This window comes from Micromonospora sp. NPDC048905, assembly GCF_040649655.1.
Lineage (GTDB): Bacteria > Actinomycetota > Actinomycetes > Mycobacteriales > Micromonosporaceae > Micromonospora.
The window spans coordinates 16,159-33,632 of record NZ_JBEZFV010000020.1; the positions used below are offsets into that span (position 1 = coordinate 16,159).

Here is a 17,474-nt window from a genome sequence, read left to right on the forward strand (position 1 = left end):
GCGACAGTGCTGCGTACCCAGACGAGCGCCGCGGCCCGGCGGCCCGGCCGGCTGATCCTGACCGGCCTGGCGATCCTGGTCGCCTCCTTCGTCGTCTTCGGCACCGTGCTGGTGCAGCAGATCACCGAGCGGACCGTGCGGGACAACCTCAGTGGCACCCCGGCCGTCACCGACCTGGTGATCGGCAGCGTCGACGTGCCGCCACCCACCGTGACGGACCTGCGGAAGATCCGGGCCGTTCCCGGGGTGGTCGAGGCGGTGCCCCGGGTGGCGACCGGGGTCTCCATCGGCGCGGGGTACCTCAACCTCCAGGCGGATCCGGGGAGCGGCCCGCTGAGCACGGTCCGGGTGATCGAGGGCAGTTATCCGGACCAGCCCGGCGAGATCGCGATCACCCCGCGTACCGCCGAACGGCTCGGGCTCTCGGTCGGCACCACCACCAGCGGTACCGGCGGCGAACTCACCACGCCCGCCCCGCTCACCGTGACCGGTGTGGTGGACGTCGCCGCCGACGCCGGCTACGACGCGTACGCCCCGGAGAGCGCCGTGATCGGCTGGGCGCGCCTGACGGCGGTGGAGCGCGTCGACGTCCGGGTCGGGGCCGGCGCCTCGACGGAGGACGTCCGGCAACGGGTGAGCGCGGCGGTCGCCGGCCAGCCGATCCGCTCCGGCGCCGAGGTGCGCGACGCCGAGGCCAACGCGGCGGCCGAACAGGTCGCGAAACTCTTCGTCCTGGTCGGCATGTTCGTCTCCATCGCGGTCGCCGCGGCGGCGTTGGTGGTCACCTCGACCTTCCGCATCGTCTTCGCCCAGCGGATGCGGCAGCTCGCGCTGCTGCGGGCCGTCGGCGCGAGTCGGGGCACCCTGGTCGGCGCGTTGACCGCCGAGGGCGCCCTGACCGGGTTGGTCGCCGGGGTCGTCGGGGTCGCCGGCGCCCTCACCCTCGGGTACGCGTTGCCGGCGATCCTGCGCGCCACCGGTCACTCGGTCTCCTCGCCGGGCCTGCCCCTGGCGGCGGCGGTCGCGGTGGTGATCGGCGCGGTCGTGATCACCGTGCTGGCCGTGCTGGCACCGGCGCTCTCGGCCGCCCGGGTCTCCCCGTTGGAGGCGCTGCGGACGGCGAGCACCACCGGCGGCCGGCGCGGCATCGGTGTGCTGCGTCTGGTCCTCGGGCTGCTCCTGACCGTCGGCGCGGTCCTGGCGGCGGTCGCCACGATCAGCCAGTTGCCGAAGCCGGAGCAGTCGGACTACGACCCGTCGATGCCACTGCTCCTGCTCGTCGCGTCCGGCGCGCTGGCGTTCTTCGCGCTGGTGGCCCTCGGCCCGCTGCTGGTGCGCCCGGTGCTGGCCGTGGTGGGTTGGCCGCTGCGCCAGCTCGGGCCGCTCGGGCGGATGTCGGTCGGCGGGATCGGCGGGGCGCCGCGCCGAGCCGCCGCGGTCTCCGTCGTGGTCGCGCTGGGCGTGACCCTGATCTCCGGGGTGGTCATCGGCGGCGCGTCGTTGCAGATCCTCGCCGACCGCGAGATGGCGCTGTCGGCGCCGACCGACTTTGAGGTCACCGGCAACGGTGGGACGTTGCCGCCGGACGTGGTGCGCCGGGCCGAGGCGGCGCGCGGCGCGCTGGCCCGGGTGGTGCCGTACCGGATGGTCGGTGACGCCACGCTGCTGCGCGGCGCCGACAAGCTCGGCGACGTCGACCCCGGTTACCCGACCAGCGACCTGGACGTGGCGGCGTTGCCGAGCACCGGCGCGCTGGACGTCGCCCAGGGCACCCTGGCCGATCGGGGTCCCGGCCGGATCGTGCTGAACAGCTGGGTCGCCCGGGACGCGGGTCTGCGGGCCGGCGACACCGTCACGCTCGCCGTCGCCACGGGTCGGGTCGAGGTGCGGGTGGTCGCGGTCCTGCCCGGCGACGGCCCGCTGCACGCGGGCATCCTCGCCGATCCGGCCGACCTGGACCGGATCGGTGTGCCGGCCGCGTACACCGGTCTGCTGGCCGACGCGGCCGGTGCCGGCGAGGACGGCCGCACCACCGGCGTGCGGGCGCTGCGGCAGGCGATCGGGGGCAGCGAAGGGGTGGGCCTCGCGGTGCTCGCCGACGAACGGGACCGCAACGACGCGTTGCTGCGCACCCTGGTCTGGATCGCGGTGGGCCTGGTCGGCCTGACCGTGCTGATCGCCGTCGTCGGCGTGGGCTCCACGACCGCGCTGTCGGTGGTGGAGCGGATCCGCGAGTCCGGGCTGCTCCGCGCGATCGGCCTGTCCCGGACCGGCCTGCGCACGATGCTGACCGTCGAGTCCGGCCTGTACGGGGTGATCGGCGCGACAATCGGCCTGCTGCTCGGCGTCCCGTACGCCTGGTTGACGGTCCAGACCCTCGGGATCGAGGCACCGCTCACCGCGCCGCTGCTACCGCTGGCCGGGCTGTTCGTGGTGCTCGTCGCGCTGACCGCGCTGGCCGGGGTGCTGCCGGCCCGCCGGGCGTCGCGGGTCAGCCCGGTGGTGGCGCTGGGGGCCGACAACTGAGCACCCCGTGGGCCGGCACCGGAACGTGGTGCCGGCCCACGGCGGCCCGCTCAGTTGGGGTTGTTGGCGTGGGTCAGCGTCTCCCAGGCGACGAAGAGGTTGTTGGTTCCGGCCGGACGTTGTTGCAGCGTGAGCGTCTGGGTGTTGGTCATGACGTTGCCCAGCCGGGTGCTCATCGCGTTGAAGCCGACCTCGGTGATCGGTCCCAGGCCTCGGGTGAGGCTGCCGCCGCAGAGCCAGGACGGAGGCGCCTCACCGAGCTGGTAGCGGGAGTGGAAACCGAGCGCCTGGCGCAACCGCTCACCGACCTGTGGGTACAGGTCCCGTCCCTGGATCCGGGAGGTCTCCGCGACGTGCGAGATGGCGGAGATCCCGTAGCCGGTGTGGACGAAGTCGCGGCACGTCTCCTGCGCGAGGCCGGCGACGAAGGTGGACTGGCCCTGCCAGTAGCCGATGATCTCCGAGCTGGTGTCCAGGCCGCTGCCGGGCGTGGTGTACGGCAGTGCGCCGTCGCTGGGCAGGTAGACGAAGGCCCGGGTGCGGTTGAGGAAGCGGCTGACCGCCGCGTCGTAGGCGCTGCGATCGTCCAGGAAGACCGAGATGCCGACCGCCGCCTCCATCATGGTCAGTTCCCAGTTGCCGTTGCTGTTCGAGCCGTTGCGCACCACCGGCAGGTAGACGTTGCGCAGCATCGTGGCGAAGCGGTTGGCGTTGGGCCAGCTCGTGTACGTGTATTTGATGATCTCGGCGGCCCGGGGCCAGACCGAGGCCGCCCAGCCGGTTTGCAGCGGGGCATTGCTGCCGGTGTGCGCGGTGATCGTGGCCGACCACGCGTCCATGATCTGGATCGACTTCTGCGCGTACCGGGCGTCGCCGGTGACGTACCAGGCGAGCGCGTCGGTGTACGCGGCGATCGCGTCCTCCCGCTCCTCGGTGCAGCCGTTGTTGGGGTTGGAGTAGGAGCCGCACTCGACCACCGAGCGGGGTGCCGGGGTGCGCGACAGCGAGGCGTACCGGCTGCCCATCATCTGGCTGTAGGCCGACGCCCACGGCTGCGCGCCGGCCTGCACCCGACCGCGGACGAAGTCGAGCTGACCCCGGCTGACCAGCACGCCGGGGTGCGTGAAACCACCGGACGGGGGTGGTGTGGTGCCACCGCCGGTGGGCAGCGTCCAGGTCTGGTTGGCGGTGCCGGTGCAACTCCAGATCTGGAGCGGCGTGCCGTCGGCGGCGCTCTGGCCGGTCGCGTCGAGGCACTTGCCGGAGATGGGATTGACCACCTGCCCGGCGGTGGACGACCACTGCTGCGCCCCGGTGCCGTTGCAGTCGTAGATCTGCACCCGGGCGCCGTTGGCGGTGCTGGCGGCGGCGATGTCGAGGCACTTGCCCAGCGCCCGGATCGTGCCGTCGTCGCCGACCGTCCACTGTTGCGCCGTCGAGCCGTTGCAGGTGTAGAGCTGGACCGCCGTGTTGTTCGCTGGGTTCGCGGCGGCCACGTCGACGCACTTGCCGCCGTACCCGGTGATGGCGCCCGTCGCGGCCGCCATCGCGGGTGCGGCGCCGACCGTCAGGCCGGTCGGTACGGCGAGCAGGGCCGCGGCGAGCGCGGAGGTCAGTCTGATGCGGGGGCGGCGGGGCAGGCGCCCGGCCAATCGTCGCGCCATGTGGGGGTCCTTCCGGGGCGGCGAAACAACTGTAAAGTGTGTTAATCATTACAGTCGCACACACGGATATCAATGTCTTCGTCGCCCCACACGCCCTAAGGGTGCATGGACGCACCCTTGAGCACCTTGTCCACCACGGTGCGTGGAGCGTGCAGCGCCACGCCGACCAGGTCGAGCTTGTCCCGGCCGACGGCCTGCACGGCGGCCCGGTTGTCCCGGTCGTTGCCGGTGGCGAACAACTCCGACGTGAAGACCGCCATCCGCAACCCACGGGCCAGGGCGCGCGAGTGCGCGCCGACAAGCGTGGCCCGGTCACCGGCGAAGACCAGCACCGGCTGGCCGAACATCGGCAGGTACGCGGTCCCGTCCGCGTCGCGGTACTCCTCGCCCAGCAGCTCCGGCACGGCGTTCGCGATGCCACTGACCAGAAAGGCCGTGACGTTGAGCCGCTGCCAGCTCGCCAGGTCGTTGCGCAGCAGTACGGCGATCTTGGTGGGGAATCGGATGGGTTCGCTCATGGCGTCGAGCCTGCCCGCCGCGACACCTACCGGTCTTGTACGTTCTTAGCGTGACCACCCGCCCGCCGGGCTCGCACGTCAGCGCGTGGCGACCTGCGGTAGCCGGGGTCGCCGAGGTCTTCCACGCCCATTTCGTGGACCACGCCTACCCGCGGCACATCCACGACGTGTGGACGCTGCTGATCGTCGACGACGGCGCGGTCCGCTTCGACCTCGACCGACACCGGCACGGCGCGCTGCCTACCTCGGTCACCCTGCTGCCGCCGTACGTGCCGCACGACGGCCGCTCCGCCACCGCGAACGGCTTCCGCAAGCGGGTCCTGTACCTCGACACCTCGGCGCTCGGGGCCGAGCTGGTCGGCCGGGCGGTCGACGAGCCGGACCTGGCCGACCCGCGGCTGCGCGACCGGATCGACCACCTGCACCGGGTGCTCGCCGCACCCGGTGACGAATTCGAGGCCGAGAGTCGGCTCGCGCTCATCCTGGACCGGCTGCGCGGGCAGCTCCACAAGCGCACCCCGGTCAGCCTCACACCGCCCGCGGGTGGCCTCGCGGCCCGACTGCGGGAGCTGCTGGACTCCCGGACCGTCGAGGGCGTCACGCTGGGGGAGGCCGCCGAGCTGCTGCACGCCCACCCGACCCACCTGGTCCGCACGTTCACCCACGTGCACGGGGTGCCACCCCACTCGTACCTGACCGGTCGCCGGGTCGAGCTGGCGCGCCGCCTGCTCCTCGCCGGGCAGCGGCCCGCCGCGGTCGCCGTCGCGGCCGGCTTCTTCGACCAGGCGCACCTGACCCGCCACTTCCGGCGGCACCTGGGCGTCAGCCCGGCGCGCTACACCCGGCGACGGACCCGGCGCTCCGGCGAGGGCTGACCGCGATCAGACGAGTTGTCCGCCGATGACGGTGAGCAGCCGCAGTCTCTCGTCGCTGGCCGACCCGGGCACGGCGGTGAAGACCAGCAACGTCTGGGACGCGTCGGGGTCCACCAGGGTCTGACAGTGCAGCTCCAAGGCCCCGACCTCCGGATGCAGGAAGCGCTTCGGCGGGCAGTAGCCGGCCGGCACCGGGTGCTCCCGCCAGAGCTGGGCGAACTCCGGGCTCCGGGCCAGCAGATCCTCGACGAGGGTCGCGGCCCGCGACCCCCGGCCGTCCCGGGTGTACGAGGCGTGCAGGCTCGCCACGAGCAGGCGGCTCTGCGTGTGGTGGTCCTCCGCCGGGTGCAGCCGCCGTGCCGCCGGGTCGGTGAACCAGCGGTGGTGCGCGCTGCGGGCCAGCCCGGTGTGCCGGGTCTCGTCGCCGAGCAGGGCGATGGCCGGCGCGGTCTGCGCCAGGGTCTCGCCGAGATGGTTCACCACCTGGGCCGGTGTGTCGTGCATCCGGTCGAGGATCCGCATCATTCCCGGGTTGACGTGGTCGGCCCGTACCGTCCGGTGGGGGACGGCGTGGCCGGCGAGTTGGAACAGGTGATCCCGTTCGGCCCGGGAGAGCCGCAGGCCACGGGCCAGGGCGGCGAGCATCTGCTCCGACGGGTGTGGCCCCCGCTGCTGCTCCAACCGGCTGTAGTAGTCGGTGGACATACCGCTCAACGTGGCGACTTCCTCGCGCCGTAGCCCACTGGTGCGCCGACGTGGGCCCCGGGGCAACCCGACGTCCTCGGGCTGAAGGGCCTCGCGGCGGGTGCGCAGGAAGCTGGCGAGCGGGGCGCGGTCCACGGTGTCTCATCCTCCACCCGGTCGGAGTGCTCGGTGCCGGCGGTGGCCGGCACATCGGGTGCAACAGGCGCGCAGGGGTGCGATGTTCCGCGAGCGGACGGCCCGGACCACCAGCACGTTCCGGGCCGCCCGGCGGTCGACGGCCAACGCCACGACCCGCAGAGATGCGCTGCCCGGCGCGGGTGGAGGTCGCCTCGCCGACGGTCGCGCCGGAACCAGGCGTCCGTTCGCCGGCCGGGCCTGTCGCCTGACAGGCCGGTCGCAGATGGATCATGACGACCGAAAGTGTCGTACACCTGTTCTAGACTCTGTTCATGGTCGAGGAGTTGACGCAGGCAGAGGACGCCTTCGCGGCCTGCTCCGATGCGGCCACCTGGGCACTGCCCGAGGCCGAGCTGATCGCCGCGCTCGACACCGCGCACCGCGTCGAGCAGCGTCTCGCCGCGGTGAAGCTGGCCCTGATTCGCGAGCTCGACGGCCGAGGCGCCGCCGCCACGCAGGGTGCTTCCTCGACCGTGGTCTGGCTCCGCGACCGGTTGCGCCTCACCATCCCGGCCGCCCGTCGCCTCGTCGACCTCGCCGCCGCGCTGGACACCGGCGATCCTGGGGTACGCCACGCACTGGCCGATGGCCAGATCACTGTGGACCAGGCCCGGGTCATCGCCGACGCGGTCGACACCGTGCAGGCCACCGCCGGTCCCGAGGCAGCTGACAAAGCCCTCGGAGTGCTCGTCGAGTGGGCCGGGCAATTCGACCCCACCCTCTTACGCAGACTCAGCACCCGCATCCTCGACCACGTCGCACCCGACATCGCCGACGCCGCCGCCGAAGCGGCTCTGGACGCCGAGGCCCGCCACGCCACCCGCGACCGCCACCTCACGCTCTCCACCCTCACCGACGGTCGCCTGCGACTCACCGGCATCCTCGACACCGAGACCGCCGGGCTGCTCCGCGCCGCCATCGACCCACTCGGCGCACCCTCGGGCCCCGATGACAAGCGTTCTCCCGGGCAACGCCGGCACGACGCCATCGGCAACGTGTGCCGCCTCGCCCTGCGGACCGGCGAGTTGCCCGAGCACGGCGGGGATTCCGCCCAGATCGTCGTCACCACCAGCTACGACGGTTTGACCCGGCAACTGGGCAGCGGCACCCTCGACACCGGCCTGCACCTCACCCCCGAGGCCGTACGCCGACTCGCCTGCGACGCCGCCATCCTCCCCGCCGTCCTCAGCGGAGCCGGCCAACCACTCGACCTCGGGCGGCAACGCCGCCTCATCACCGGCCCCCTCCGGCGAGCACTGGTGCTGCGTGACCGCGGCTGCGCCTTCCCGGGCTGCGACCGCCCACCGCGCTGGTGCGACGCCCACCATATCCACCACTGGGCCGACGGCGGCACCACCAGCCTCACCAACGCCGTCCTGCTCTGCGGCCACCACCACCGGCACCTGCACCACAGCGACTGGACCGTGCGATTGGCAGGCGACGGCCACCCCGAATTCGTCCCACCCGCCTGGCTTGACCCCGCTCAACTCCCTCGGCGCAACCACTACCACCGACGAACGTGAGCACCAGCAGCAGACAACGAGCACGTCGTCCGGCAGGCCGACCGAGCGGCCAGCACAGCACGCTCGCAGTCCACGCGGCCACCGAGGTGAAGAGCGGCGCGCGACGAGGATCCGGCACGGCCCACCGGCCACCGGGGCGGTGCGGGGCGCGCGGCCAGGGTCCGGCACGCCCCGCGCCCGCTCAGCTACTGCGGTCGGTGGATTGATTGATCACCAGGGCACCACACCGGCGTCCTCGAAGAACCCGCCGGTAGGCCCGTTGTCGGGCAGGGTCGCGAGTCGGATCGCGATCGCCGCACCCTGTTGCGGGGTACGGACGCCGCGGAAGCCGTTGAGGTCGGTCGCGACGAAGCCAGGGCAGGCGGCGTTGATCAGGATCTTCGTGCCGCGCAGTTCCTTGGCGTACTGGACGGTGACGGCGTTGAGAAACGTCTTCGACGGCGCGTACGCGACGGCGAGCGGGCCTGTCGCCAACTCGTCGGTGGAGCCGCTCTGCCGGGTGAGGGAGCCGACGCCGCTGGACATGTTCACGATCCGCGGTGACGCCGAGCGACGCAGCAGGGGCAGCATGGCGTTGGTGACGCGGATGACGCCGATCACGTTGGTCTCCACCGCCGTCCGTACGGCCGCGAGGTTGACCGTGGTCGGCTCCTGCGGCACACCGCCGGTGACGCCGGCGTTGTTGACGAGTACGTCGAGACCGCCGGCACGTTTCTCGACCAGCCGGACGGCGGCGGCGACGCTCGCGTCGTCGGTCACGTCCAGTGGCACACCGAACGCGTCGACGCCGGCGAGGCGCAACTTCTCCACCGCGGCTTCTCGGCGCGTGTCGTCCCGCGCACCGACCCCGACGCTCCATCCGAGGGCGCCCAGGCCGGCCGCGATCTCGTACCCGATTCCCTTGTTCGCGCCGGTGACCAGCGCGATCGTCGTTTGGCTCATGCATCCGATCGTGTCCGCGCCCCAGCGGGCCGCCAACACCGCTTGGGTGGGCGTCGATACCTCCCGGGTATCCATCGAGGCCACGCCATAGGCGCCCGAGTGGGACGGGCCGTGCCGTCGGTACCGTTGGGGTATGGAGACGCGTGAGCTGCGGTATTTCGTCGCGGTCGCCGAGGAGTTGCACTTCGGGCGCGCTGCGCGGAGGCTCGGGATCGCGCAGCCGCCACTGTCGCGGGCGATCGCGCAGTTGGAACGGCGGCTCGGGGTGGCGCTGCTGGAACGCACCAGCCGCACCGTCGCGCTGACCGAGGCCGGCTCGGTGCTACTGGTCGAGGGCCGGGCGGCCCTCGACGCGGTCGAGGCCGCCGAGCGCCGTACCCGCCGCGCAGCCCTCGTCGGGGCCGGCCATCCCGGCCTGGTCCTCGTCACGAAGGCTGGAGCGTCCGGCGAGTTGCTGTCGAAGCTGCTTGACGCGTACGCCTCCGAGCCTGGCGCGGTCTCCGTCGACGTGCTGCTGTCCGGGATCGGCGAGCAGGAGCGACTGTTGCGCGACGGGCGGGCGGATGTGGCGCTGCTGCACCGGCCGTTCGACTCGACGGTCGGACTGGACACCGAGGAGTTGAGCACCGAGGGGCAGGTTGTGGTCCTGCCGGCCGGGCACCCCCTCACCGCCCAGGCCCAGGTGCGGATGGCCGACGTCACCGCGCTACCAGACCTGCCGCCGCCCCGCCGCCCCGGCCCCGACGGCACGTACCCGGACGGACCCGGTCCGCAGGTGCGGGACAGCGCGCAGCTGTACCAGCTGATCGCGCTCGGCCGAGCGTCGGCGGTCCTGCCCGAGTCGTGCCGGGCCGACCTGCGCCGCGATCTCGTTGCCGTGCCGGTGCTGGACGCGCCAACCGTGACGACGGTGATCGCGTGGCCGCCGCACAGCCGATCCCTGGCCCTCGCCGGGCTGATCCGGACCGCGATCCGCCTCTAGCTCGCGGTGCTACTCACTGCCCCAGCTCGCGGTGCTACTCGCTGATCGACACCCCGACGTCCGGCCCAAATGGGACGGCCGATCGGATTGCGCCCCCAGGTGGTCACGAAACCCGGCGGCGAACCGTCACAACTGACGGTTAGTCTGCCAGCGCGCGTCGTCGCCCCGGTACGTCGCGCCACGCGCCGACGCAGGCACGCACGTCGCCACCACCCACCATTCGGCGCTCAATCGACTACAGGAGAGTTAGTGACACAGCAATCCGTCGCGACATCGGACAAACTCGACGGCGCGGTGCTCAAGGTGGCAGGCGTCGTCGTCCTCGGCGCGATCATGTCGATCCTCGACGTGACAGTGGTCAGTGTGGCGCTGCCCAAATTCCAGGACGAGTTCGACGCGTCGTACGCACGCGTCGCGTGGACGATGACCGCCTACACCCTCGCGCTCGCCACCGTGATCCCGCTCAGCGGCTGGGCGGCCGACCGGTTCGGCACCAAGCGCCTCTACATGGTGGCGCTGGCCCTGTTCACCATCGGGTCGGGGCTCTGCGCCACGGCCGACACGATCGGCGAGCTGATCGGCTACCGCGTGCTCCAGGGCCTCGGCGGCGGCATGCTCATGCCGCTGGGCATGACCATCATGACCCGCGCGGCGGGACCGCACCGGATCGGCCGACTGATGGCCGTCCTGGGCATCCCGATGCTGCTCGGGCCGATCGGCGGCCCGATCCTCGGCGGCTGGCTGATCGACACCGCCAGTTGGCACTGGATCTTCCTGATCAACCTGCCGATCGGCGTCGTCGGCCTGATCTACGCGCAGATGGCGCTGCCGAAGGACGCCCCCGAGCCGTCCGAGTCGTTCGACTTCGTCGGCATGCTCATGCTCTCGCCGGGCCTGGCGCTCTTCCTCTACGGCGTGTCGTCGCTGCCGGAGGCGGGCACCTTCACCGCGACCAAGGTCTGGGCGCCGATGCTCGTCGGCGGCGCGCTGGTGGTGGCGTTCGTGCTCTACTCGTTCAAGCCCCGGCACCCGTTGCTCGACCTGCGGCTGTTCCGCAACCGCAGCCTGACCATCGCCTCGGTGACGCTGTTCGTGTTCATCATCGCGTTCATGGGCGCCGGCCTGCTGTTCCCGAGCTACTTCCTCCAGGTGCGTGGCGAGACGACGCTGACCGCCGGGCTGTTGATGGCCCCGCAGGGCATCGGCGCGTTGCTCACCATGCCGATCGCCGGCATCCTGGCCGACCGGGTGCCGATCGGGCGGACCGTCCCGTTCGCGCTGGCGCTCATCGTCGTCGGGTTCTTCGGCTTCACCCAGGTTGACCCGCAGACCTCGTACCTGCTGCTCGAGGGCTCGCTGTTCGTGATGGGACTGGGCATGGGCGGCACGATGATGCCGATCATGACGTCGGCGTTGCGGACGCTGTCGGCAAACGACGTGGCGCGCGGCTCGACGCTTGTCAACATCCTCCAGCAGATCGGCGGCTCGGTCGGTGCCGCCGTCATGTCGGTGATCCTCACCAACGAGCTGAACGGATCCCGGCCGATCCCCGGCCTGGTGGACGAGAGCGGCAAGCCGATCACCGAGGCCGGGCTGGCCATCGCCTCCCAGCAGCGGCCGGAGCTGCTCCAGCAGATGCCGGTGGACCCGTCGATCATCGAGCGCGGGCTCGACTTCGCCGCCAAGTCGTTCGCCACCACGTTCTGGGTCGGGTTCGCGCTTGTCGTGCTCACGCTCATCCCGGCGGCGTTCCTGCCGCGCCGACGCCAGCCGGCGCAGCTCGACGACCCGCAGGGCGAGCAGGTCCGGACGCCCGTCGTCATCCACTGATGCGACGCGCCCGCCGCGCTCAGCGCCTCCTCCGGAGGTGAGCGCGGCGGGCGCGGCAGTGGCTCAGCGCAACGGGCCGTCGCCGGGTCCGTCCGGGTCCTCGACCACGTGGATCGCGGCCTCCTCGGCGCTTGCCCCGCCCGCGTCGATGCCGGCGTCCCACGCCACCGACTCGGCCTCGTCGTCCTCCCGGACGCCCTCGTCGTAGGCGACGAGGCGGCCCGCGCGGGCCTCGCTCTCGTACCCCCGGCGGGTCAGCTCGTCCTCGTCGTCGCCGCCCTCGGCGTAGGGGTCGACATCCGGCACCTCCTGGGCGAGGTGCTGCGCCACGGACTCGCCCGCCCGCTCCTCGGCCGGCGTGGTGCCGAACCGGTTGGCGGCGGTCCAGTGGTCCTCGGCGACGATGCCGGTGTCGAGGGGGTCGCCGACCCGGTCGTCGTCGAGGGTGTCGGAGGCGTCCAGGACTCCGTCGTCCTCGGCCACGTTCCACTCGTCGACGGAATCCATCCGCTCGGTCTGGCTCACGGCGGTCTCCTCTTCGTCACGGTGCACCAAAGTGCCCAGCCTATGACCGTGCAACGCCGGCGAGCGCCGAGGCCTGCCCGCTGTGACGAACCGACCTCGGCCGCACCGGTTCAGCGCGTGAGCAGCTCGACCACGGCCGCGGTGAACTCCGCCGGCTGCTCGATGTGGGCGAAGTGCCCGCTCTGCTCCAGCAGCACCAGCCGCGAGTCCTTGAGGCCCGCGTGCAGTTCCTCGGCGCGGCGCGGGGGGCAGATGAAGTCGTACGCGCCGACGATCACCACGACGGGCACGGCGATCTCCGCCAGGTTCTCCCGCACGTCGAAGGGCGTCGGGTCCTGTGCGCTCGCCGGGGCCAACGAGATCCGGACGGCGGCCTGGAACGGGGCGAACTCGTCCTGTCGGCCCCAGAAGTCCGCGAAGTAGACCGGAAGGGCGGCGCGCAGGGCCGTCGCCAACGACTCGTCGTCGGTGGCGGCGCCGATCTGTCCGAAGGCCGCCGGGACCGCCGCCGCCTCCGGCCGGTCCGGGTGCCGCTGCGGGTACGCGGCCAGCCCAGTCATCGCCTCGGCCCAGAACTCGGCGCCGGTGACGGGTGAGGTGTCGTACAGGGCGAGACCGGCGACCCGGTCCGGGTGGGCGAGCGCGTACCGCTGGACGACGAAACCGCCGTGCGAGTGCCCGAGGAGGTACACCCGGGGTGCGCCGAGGTGCTGGACGACGGCGTCGAGGAACCGGACATACGTGTCGAGACGGTAGTCGGCGGGGTCGTCGAGGCGCCCCGAGGCGCCGGTGCCGACCGGCTCGACGTACACCATCGTGAAGTGCTCTTCCAGGCTCGGCGTCCGCAGGTACGCCCACTCGATGCCGGGGCCGCCGGAGTGCGCCACGCACACCGGGCCGGTGCCGGCGACGTGGTAGACCTGCCGGACGCCGTCGACGAGGAAGGTGTGGGCGCCCGGTGCGAGGGCGCTGACGTCGTGGCTGGTGGAACCCATGAACTATCTCCCGATTCGAGACCCGCCCGGGCGTGTGCCGGCACGGCGACTGGTGCATGACACGGACCAGATGCGTGGGTCGACGGGAAAGTTCGCTCGGTCGGAGACGTTTTTTCAGCGCAGCGCGGGCACGGGGTGGAAGAGGGTGAGGCGGCGTACCCGCCCCTCGCGCAGCACCTGCAACCACAGCGCCGCGGGCGGACAGTGCTCCGGGTCGTCCGGTGGGCTGATCAGGTCGGTCTCCCAGATCAGCACGTCGCCGCTGGCCACGACATTGCGCAGCCGCTGGCGTACCCCGGCGGTCAGGTCGCGGTTCATGCCGTTGACCGCCAGGTCACGGCCACCGCGCGGGCCACCCGGGACGAGCATCTCGGCGTGCGGCCACCAGTTCTCGCGCACGACCCGGTCGAAGTCGCCGGCCATCGCCGTGGCGATCATGTCGCGACCCTCCCGCCACCGGGACTCGCTCGCCGCGGCGACGTCGGTGTGCGCGGCGTCCGCCGCCGTGCGCAGGCCGCCGGTGAGCGCACGGCGGGCGTGGCTGAGCCGGCTGCGGACGGTGCCGACCGGGATCCCGCACACGGCCGCGATCTGCTCGTACGAGGACGCGTCGCTGAAGTAGCGCAGGAGCGTGACCAGCCGGTCCGGCTCGGACAGCCGCCCGATGGCGTGCCACACCCAGTCGCGCATCGCGCCCCGGTCCAGTGCCTCCTCCGGGGTGGGTGTGTCGGCCGGGCCGGCGAACCACTCCGGCTCGGCGACCGGGACGGCTCTGGGGCCGCGAAGCATCGTCCGACTGTTGTTGCGGACGATGGCGCGCAACCACGGGCCGACGGCGGCCGGGTCGCGGACGTCGCCGATCCGCCGCAGCGCCACCAGCATCGCGTCCTGCACCGCGTCCTCGGCGTCCGGCCCGTAGCCGAGGACGCTGAGCGCCACGGCCCGCATCTCGGCCTCGTGACGGGCCAGCAGCGCACCGAGCGCCGCCGCGTCGCCCGCCTGCGCGAGCACCACCAGCTCCGTGTCACCCTGCGTCACGCCTACATCCTCCAGTGCGTCCCATTCGCGGCGGTCTGGGCGGTCTGCTCGGTGCCTGTCGCCCCTCCCAGCCTACGACGCGTGAGGGCATCAATCTCTGGGCCGGAACCCGGACGGTCGTCCGACGCCGACGGCGGCTGCCGAAAAGTGACGTACGTCGGTCGTAGCGTGGGAGGCATGACTGGACGCGCTCTCGAAGCCCCGCCCTCGTCTGCGGCCGACGTCCGCGTGGGCCTGCGGTGACCGAGCTGAGCTGGGCGCAGGTGTCCGCCCGGCGACTGGCGCGGCACGGGCTCTCGGCACCGGCGGCGTCCGCGCCGGACGCCGACCCGGACGTGGACCGCGTCGCCGACGTGGTGTCCACGATGTGCGGTGCGCACGCCCAGGTCGCCTCGGCCGCCGAACTGTCCGTCGGGCTCCGCGTCCCGGGCGCCACTCGTGCCCTGGTGCGCCAGGCGGTGTGGGGCGACCGGACCCTGGTCAAGACCCGTGGTCCGCGCGGGACGGTGCACCTGCTCGCCGCCGCGGACCTGCCGATGTGGACCGGCGCGCTGAGCGCGATGCCCGCCCCGCCGTGGGAGCAGAACCGTGGGCTGTTGACTGCCGAGCAGACCGAGCAGGTCCTCGCGGCCATCGCCGACGCGTTGGCCGAGGCCGAGCTGACAAGTGCCGAGCTGACCGAGGAGGTCGTTGCCCGCACCGGCTCGTGGGCGGGCGAGCGGGTCATGGAGGCCTTCCAGGACAAGTGGCCCCGGTGGATGGCCGCGATGTCGGCCGCCACCCGGGGCGGAGTGATGTGCCACGGCCCGACCCGGGGACGCGCCACGACCTACACCAGTCCGGCCCGCTGGCTGCCCGGGTTCACGCCGATGCCCGGCCCGGCGGCGCTGGCCGACCTCGTCCGGCGCTATCTGCACGCGTACGGGCCGGCCACTCCCGCCCAGTTCGCCCAGTGGCTGTCGGCGACCGAGCGGTGGGCGACCGGGGTGTTCCGGTCGCTGGATCTGGCCGAGGTCACCGTCGCCGGCACGCGGGCGTGGGTGGCCGCCGGCGACACCGACTTTCCGGACGAACCGCCGTCCGGGTTGCGGTTGCTGCCCTACTTCGACGCGTACGCGGTCGGCTGCCACCCCCGTGAGCGGCTCTTTCCCGGGGCCGCCGCCGAGCGGGCGCTGGCCGGAGGACAGGCCGGCAACTTTCCGGTGCTGCTCGTGGACGGGACGGTCGCCGGGGTGTGGCACCAGCGCCGCTCCGGGCGCACGATCCGCATCACCGTCGAGCCGTTGCGGGCGCTCGGCGCCGCTCGCCGCCGGGCATTGGAGGAGGAGGTCGAGCGGATCGGCCACATTCTGGAAGGCAATCCGTCGTTGACAATCGGAACTGTGGACGTCGGCCCGCATGCCTGAGTCAGGATGAGGGCGTGAACATCGAGCCGGTCGACCACGCGCCCCGGCAGGCGTTCCCCTGGGCGGTCCTGCGACAACGCTGGGAGGACCTCACCTTCCTGCACTGGGCCGTCGCCCCGGAGATCGTCGCGCCGTTGCTGCCGGCCGGCACCCGCCCGGACACGATGGACGGCGTGAGCTTCGTCGGCCTGATCGGCTTCCGGATGGTCGGGCTGGGCTTCGGCCGCGGTCCGGGTGTGCCGTATTTCGGCACCTTCGCCGAGACCAACGTCCGGCTCTACTCGGTCGACGACACCGGCCGGCGAGCCGTGGTGTTCCGCTCGCTGGACGCGTCCCGCCTGCTGCCGGTGCTGGTGGCGCGGGCGACTCTGCGGCTGCCGTACCTCTGGTCGTCGATGCGGTTGGACCACGACGGCGACCGCCGCAGCTACCGGTGCCGGCGACGTTGGCCCGGGCCGGCGGGTACGACGAGCGCGATGGCGGTGCGGGTGGGGGAGCGGATCGCCGACCCGACCCCCCTAGAACACTTCGTCACCGCGCGCTGGGGCCTGCACACGCGGGCTCACGGGGGCACCCTGCACCTGCCGAACTGGCATCCGCGCTGGCCGCTGCACCGGGCCGAGCTGCTGCACCTGGACGACGAGTTGGTCGCCGCCGCCGGGCTGCCGGCACCGGTCGGGCCGCCGGTCAGCGTGCTCTACTCGCCCGGCGTCCGGGTCAGGTTCGGCCCGCCGGTGGCACTGCGGCGGCCCGGCTGAGCGGTGCCGGGCCGCCGCAGCCTCAGTAGCGGCCGCCCTCGGGTGCGGGCAACGCGTCCAGGTCGGCCAGGTCCTCGGCGCTGAGCCGCACGTCGCCGGCGGCGCAGTTGTCCACCAGGTACCTCGGGGTCTTGGTGCCCGGGATCGGGATGACCTGGGCGCCCTGGGCGACCACCCAGGCGAGGGCGACCTGCGCGGGGCTGACCCCGGCCCGGTCGGCGATCTCCCGGACCCGGGCGACGATGGCGAGGTTGGCGCGCAGCGCGTCCTGTTGGAAACGGGGCAGGCCGCGGCGGAAGTCGTCGGCGGGCAGATCGTCGAACGAGGTGAACCGGCCGGCCAGGAAACCGCGACCGAGCGGGGAGAACGGCAGGAAGGCGATGCCCTGCTCGACGCAGTACGGCAGTACCTCGGCCAGCGGGTCGCGCGTCCACAGCGACAACTCGGACTGCACCGACGCCACCGGGTGCACCGCCTGGGCCCGCACGATCTGGGCCACCGTCACCTCGGACAGTCCGATCTGCCGTGCCTTGCCCGCCGCGACGGTCTCCGCCATCGCACCCCAGGACTCCTCGATGGGCACCTCCGGGTCGACGCGGTGCAACTGGTAGAGGTCGACGTGGTCGGTGCCGAGCCGGCGCAGGCTGTCGTCGATCGCCGCGCGGATGTGCTCCGGGCGGCCGTTGTTGCCGATCTTCGCGAGGTTGCCGGGGCCACCGGTGGGAGAGGTGACCACCAGACCGGCCTTCGTCGCGAGGACGGCCCGCTCGCGGTGACCGCCGGCAAGCGCCCGCCCGACCAGCTCCTCGTTGGTGTACGGCCCGTACACGTCGGAGGTGTCGATGAGCGTGGCGCCCAGGTCGAGTGCCTGGTGGATGACCGCGACCGAGGTGTCGTCGTCGCGCGGGCCGGTGACGTCGTAGGCGTGGGTCATGCCCATGCAGCCGAGGCCGATGACGCCGACCTCGGGACCTGCGCTGCCCAGCGTGGTGGTTCGCATGCGCCCCACG

15 protein-coding genes are annotated in these 17,474 nt (G+C 72.6%); 7 read left to right on the plus strand and 8 right to left on the minus strand.

All coding sequences use genetic code 11. The features are described 5' to 3' along the window. Window positions 1-6: 6 nt before the first annotated feature. Complete coding sequence (locus tag AB0C01_RS31845; RefSeq protein WP_357253396.1) at window positions 7-2,526, plus strand: ABC transporter permease; 2,520 nt, start codon at window positions 7-9, stop codon at window positions 2,524-2,526. A gap of 50 nt (window positions 2,527-2,576) precedes the next feature. Here AB0C01_RS31845 and AB0C01_RS31850 read toward each other — a convergent pair whose 3' ends face one another. Further along, complete coding sequence (locus AB0C01_RS31850; protein WP_357572887.1) at window positions 2,577-4,190, minus strand: ricin-type beta-trefoil lectin domain protein; 1,614 nt, start codon at window positions 4,188-4,190, stop codon at window positions 2,577-2,579. Window positions 4,191-4,285: 95 nt separating this feature from the next. Continuing rightward, a complete protein-coding gene (locus AB0C01_RS31855) occupies window positions 4,286-4,708 on the minus strand; it encodes a DUF2000 domain-containing protein (RefSeq protein ID WP_357253392.1) in 423 nt (140 codons plus the stop codon). 50 nt (window positions 4,709-4,758) lie between these two features. Between AB0C01_RS31855 and AB0C01_RS31860 the strand changes: the two genes are divergently transcribed. Beyond that, window positions 4,759-5,583: an AraC family transcriptional regulator gene (locus AB0C01_RS31860; protein ID WP_357572888.1), complete on the plus strand. Its 825-nt coding sequence runs from the start codon at window positions 4,759-4,761 to the stop codon at window positions 5,581-5,583. Between the two features lie 6 nt (window positions 5,584-5,589). Here AB0C01_RS31860 and AB0C01_RS31865 read toward each other — a convergent pair whose 3' ends face one another. Beyond that, window positions 5,590-6,423: a helix-turn-helix transcriptional regulator gene (locus AB0C01_RS31865; protein WP_357572889.1), complete on the minus strand. Its 834-nt coding sequence runs from the start codon at window positions 6,421-6,423 to the stop codon at window positions 5,590-5,592. A 314-nt stretch (window positions 6,424-6,737) separates the two neighbouring features. On the opposite strand from AB0C01_RS31865, the gene AB0C01_RS31870 reads away from it, so the two are divergent. Beyond that, window positions 6,738-7,988 (plus strand): DUF222 domain-containing protein, encoded by a 1,251-nt coding sequence (locus AB0C01_RS31870; protein WP_357253386.1) that lies wholly within the window; start codon window positions 6,738-6,740, stop codon window positions 7,986-7,988. Window positions 7,989-8,198: 210 nt separating this feature from the next. Here AB0C01_RS31870 and AB0C01_RS31875 read toward each other — a convergent pair whose 3' ends face one another. After that, window positions 8,199-8,930 carry an SDR family oxidoreductase gene (locus AB0C01_RS31875; RefSeq protein WP_357253384.1) on the minus strand — a complete coding sequence of 244 codons (732 nt, stop codon included), beginning with the start codon at window positions 8,928-8,930 and terminating at the stop codon, window positions 8,199-8,201. Between the two features lie 133 nt (window positions 8,931-9,063). Here AB0C01_RS31875 and AB0C01_RS31880 point away from each other — a divergent pair, with 133 nt between their 5' ends. Further along, entirely contained in the window at window positions 9,064-9,912 is an 849-nt protein-coding gene (locus tag AB0C01_RS31880) for a LysR family transcriptional regulator (RefSeq protein ID WP_357253382.1), read from the plus strand. A gap of 249 nt (window positions 9,913-10,161) precedes the next feature. Beyond that, window positions 10,162-11,742, plus strand: coding sequence for a DHA2 family efflux MFS transporter permease subunit (locus tag AB0C01_RS31885; RefSeq protein WP_357572890.1), 1,581 nt, complete (start codon window positions 10,162-10,164; stop codon window positions 11,740-11,742). Window positions 11,743-11,805: 63 nt separating this feature from the next. Here the strand turns inward: AB0C01_RS31885 and AB0C01_RS31890 are convergent, their stop codons facing one another. The 3 genes from AB0C01_RS31890 to AB0C01_RS31900 all read right to left on the minus strand — a co-directional run bounded on the left by AB0C01_RS31890 (window position 11,806) and on the right by AB0C01_RS31900 (window position 14,300). Then, entirely contained in the window at window positions 11,806-12,267 is a 462-nt protein-coding gene (locus tag AB0C01_RS31890; RefSeq protein WP_357253378.1) for a DUF5709 domain-containing protein, read from the minus strand. Window positions 12,268-12,377: 110 nt separating this feature from the next. After that, a complete protein-coding gene (locus AB0C01_RS31895) occupies window positions 12,378-13,262 on the minus strand; it encodes an alpha/beta hydrolase (RefSeq protein WP_357572891.1) in 885 nt (294 codons plus the stop codon). A gap of 114 nt (window positions 13,263-13,376) precedes the next feature. Then, the gene (locus AB0C01_RS31900) at window positions 13,377-14,300 is read right to left on the minus strand and encodes a sigma-70 family RNA polymerase sigma factor (protein ID WP_357572892.1); all 924 of its coding nucleotides are present in this window, start codon (window positions 14,298-14,300) and stop codon (window positions 13,377-13,379) included. Between the two features lie 239 nt (window positions 14,301-14,539). Between AB0C01_RS31900 and AB0C01_RS31905 the strand changes: the two genes are divergently transcribed. Together AB0C01_RS31905 and AB0C01_RS31910 are read left to right on the plus strand one after the other, a co-directional pair. Continuing rightward, window positions 14,540-15,706: a winged helix DNA-binding domain-containing protein gene (locus AB0C01_RS31905; protein ID WP_357572893.1), complete on the plus strand. Its 1,167-nt coding sequence runs from the start codon at window positions 14,540-14,542 to the stop codon at window positions 15,704-15,706. A 14-nt stretch (window positions 15,707-15,720) separates the two neighbouring features. Further along, window positions 15,721-16,464, plus strand: coding sequence for a DUF2071 domain-containing protein (locus tag AB0C01_RS31910; RefSeq protein ID WP_357253370.1), 744 nt, complete (start codon window positions 15,721-15,723; stop codon window positions 16,462-16,464). 22 nt (window positions 16,465-16,486) lie between these two features. Here AB0C01_RS31910 and AB0C01_RS31915 read toward each other — a convergent pair whose 3' ends face one another. After that, window positions 16,487-17,464 carry an aldo/keto reductase gene (locus AB0C01_RS31915; RefSeq protein WP_357253368.1) on the minus strand — a complete coding sequence of 326 codons (978 nt, stop codon included), beginning with the start codon at window positions 17,462-17,464 and terminating at the stop codon, window positions 16,487-16,489. Window positions 17,465-17,474 lie beyond the last annotated feature (10 nt).

What these genes read in the sequence shown, in the direction of transcription:
- AB0C01_RS31855 (WP_357253392.1), bottom strand. Translation starts at nt 4,708, where the DNA reads ATGAGCGAACCCATCCGATTCCCCACCAAGATCGCCGTACTGCTGCGC.
- AB0C01_RS31915 (WP_357253368.1), bottom strand. Translation starts at nt 17,464, where the DNA reads ATGCGAACCACCACGCTGGGCAGCGCAGGTCCCGAGGTCGGCGTCATC.
- AB0C01_RS31870 (WP_357253386.1), top strand. Translation starts at nt 6,738, where the DNA reads ATGGTCGAGGAGTTGACGCAGGCAGAGGACGCCTTCGCGGCCTGCTCC.
- AB0C01_RS31895 (WP_357572891.1), bottom strand. Translation starts at nt 13,262, where the DNA reads ATGGGTTCCACCAGCCACGACGTCAGCGCCCTCGCACCGGGCGCCCAC.
- AB0C01_RS31880 (WP_357253382.1), top strand. Translation starts at nt 9,064, where the DNA reads ATGGAGACGCGTGAGCTGCGGTATTTCGTCGCGGTCGCCGAGGAGTTG.
- AB0C01_RS31875 (WP_357253384.1), bottom strand. Translation starts at nt 8,930, where the DNA reads ATGAGCCAAACGACGATCGCGCTGGTCACCGGCGCGAACAAGGGAATC.
- AB0C01_RS31850 (WP_357572887.1), bottom strand. Translation starts at nt 4,190, where the DNA reads ATGGCGCGACGATTGGCCGGGCGCCTGCCCCGCCGCCCCCGCATCAGA.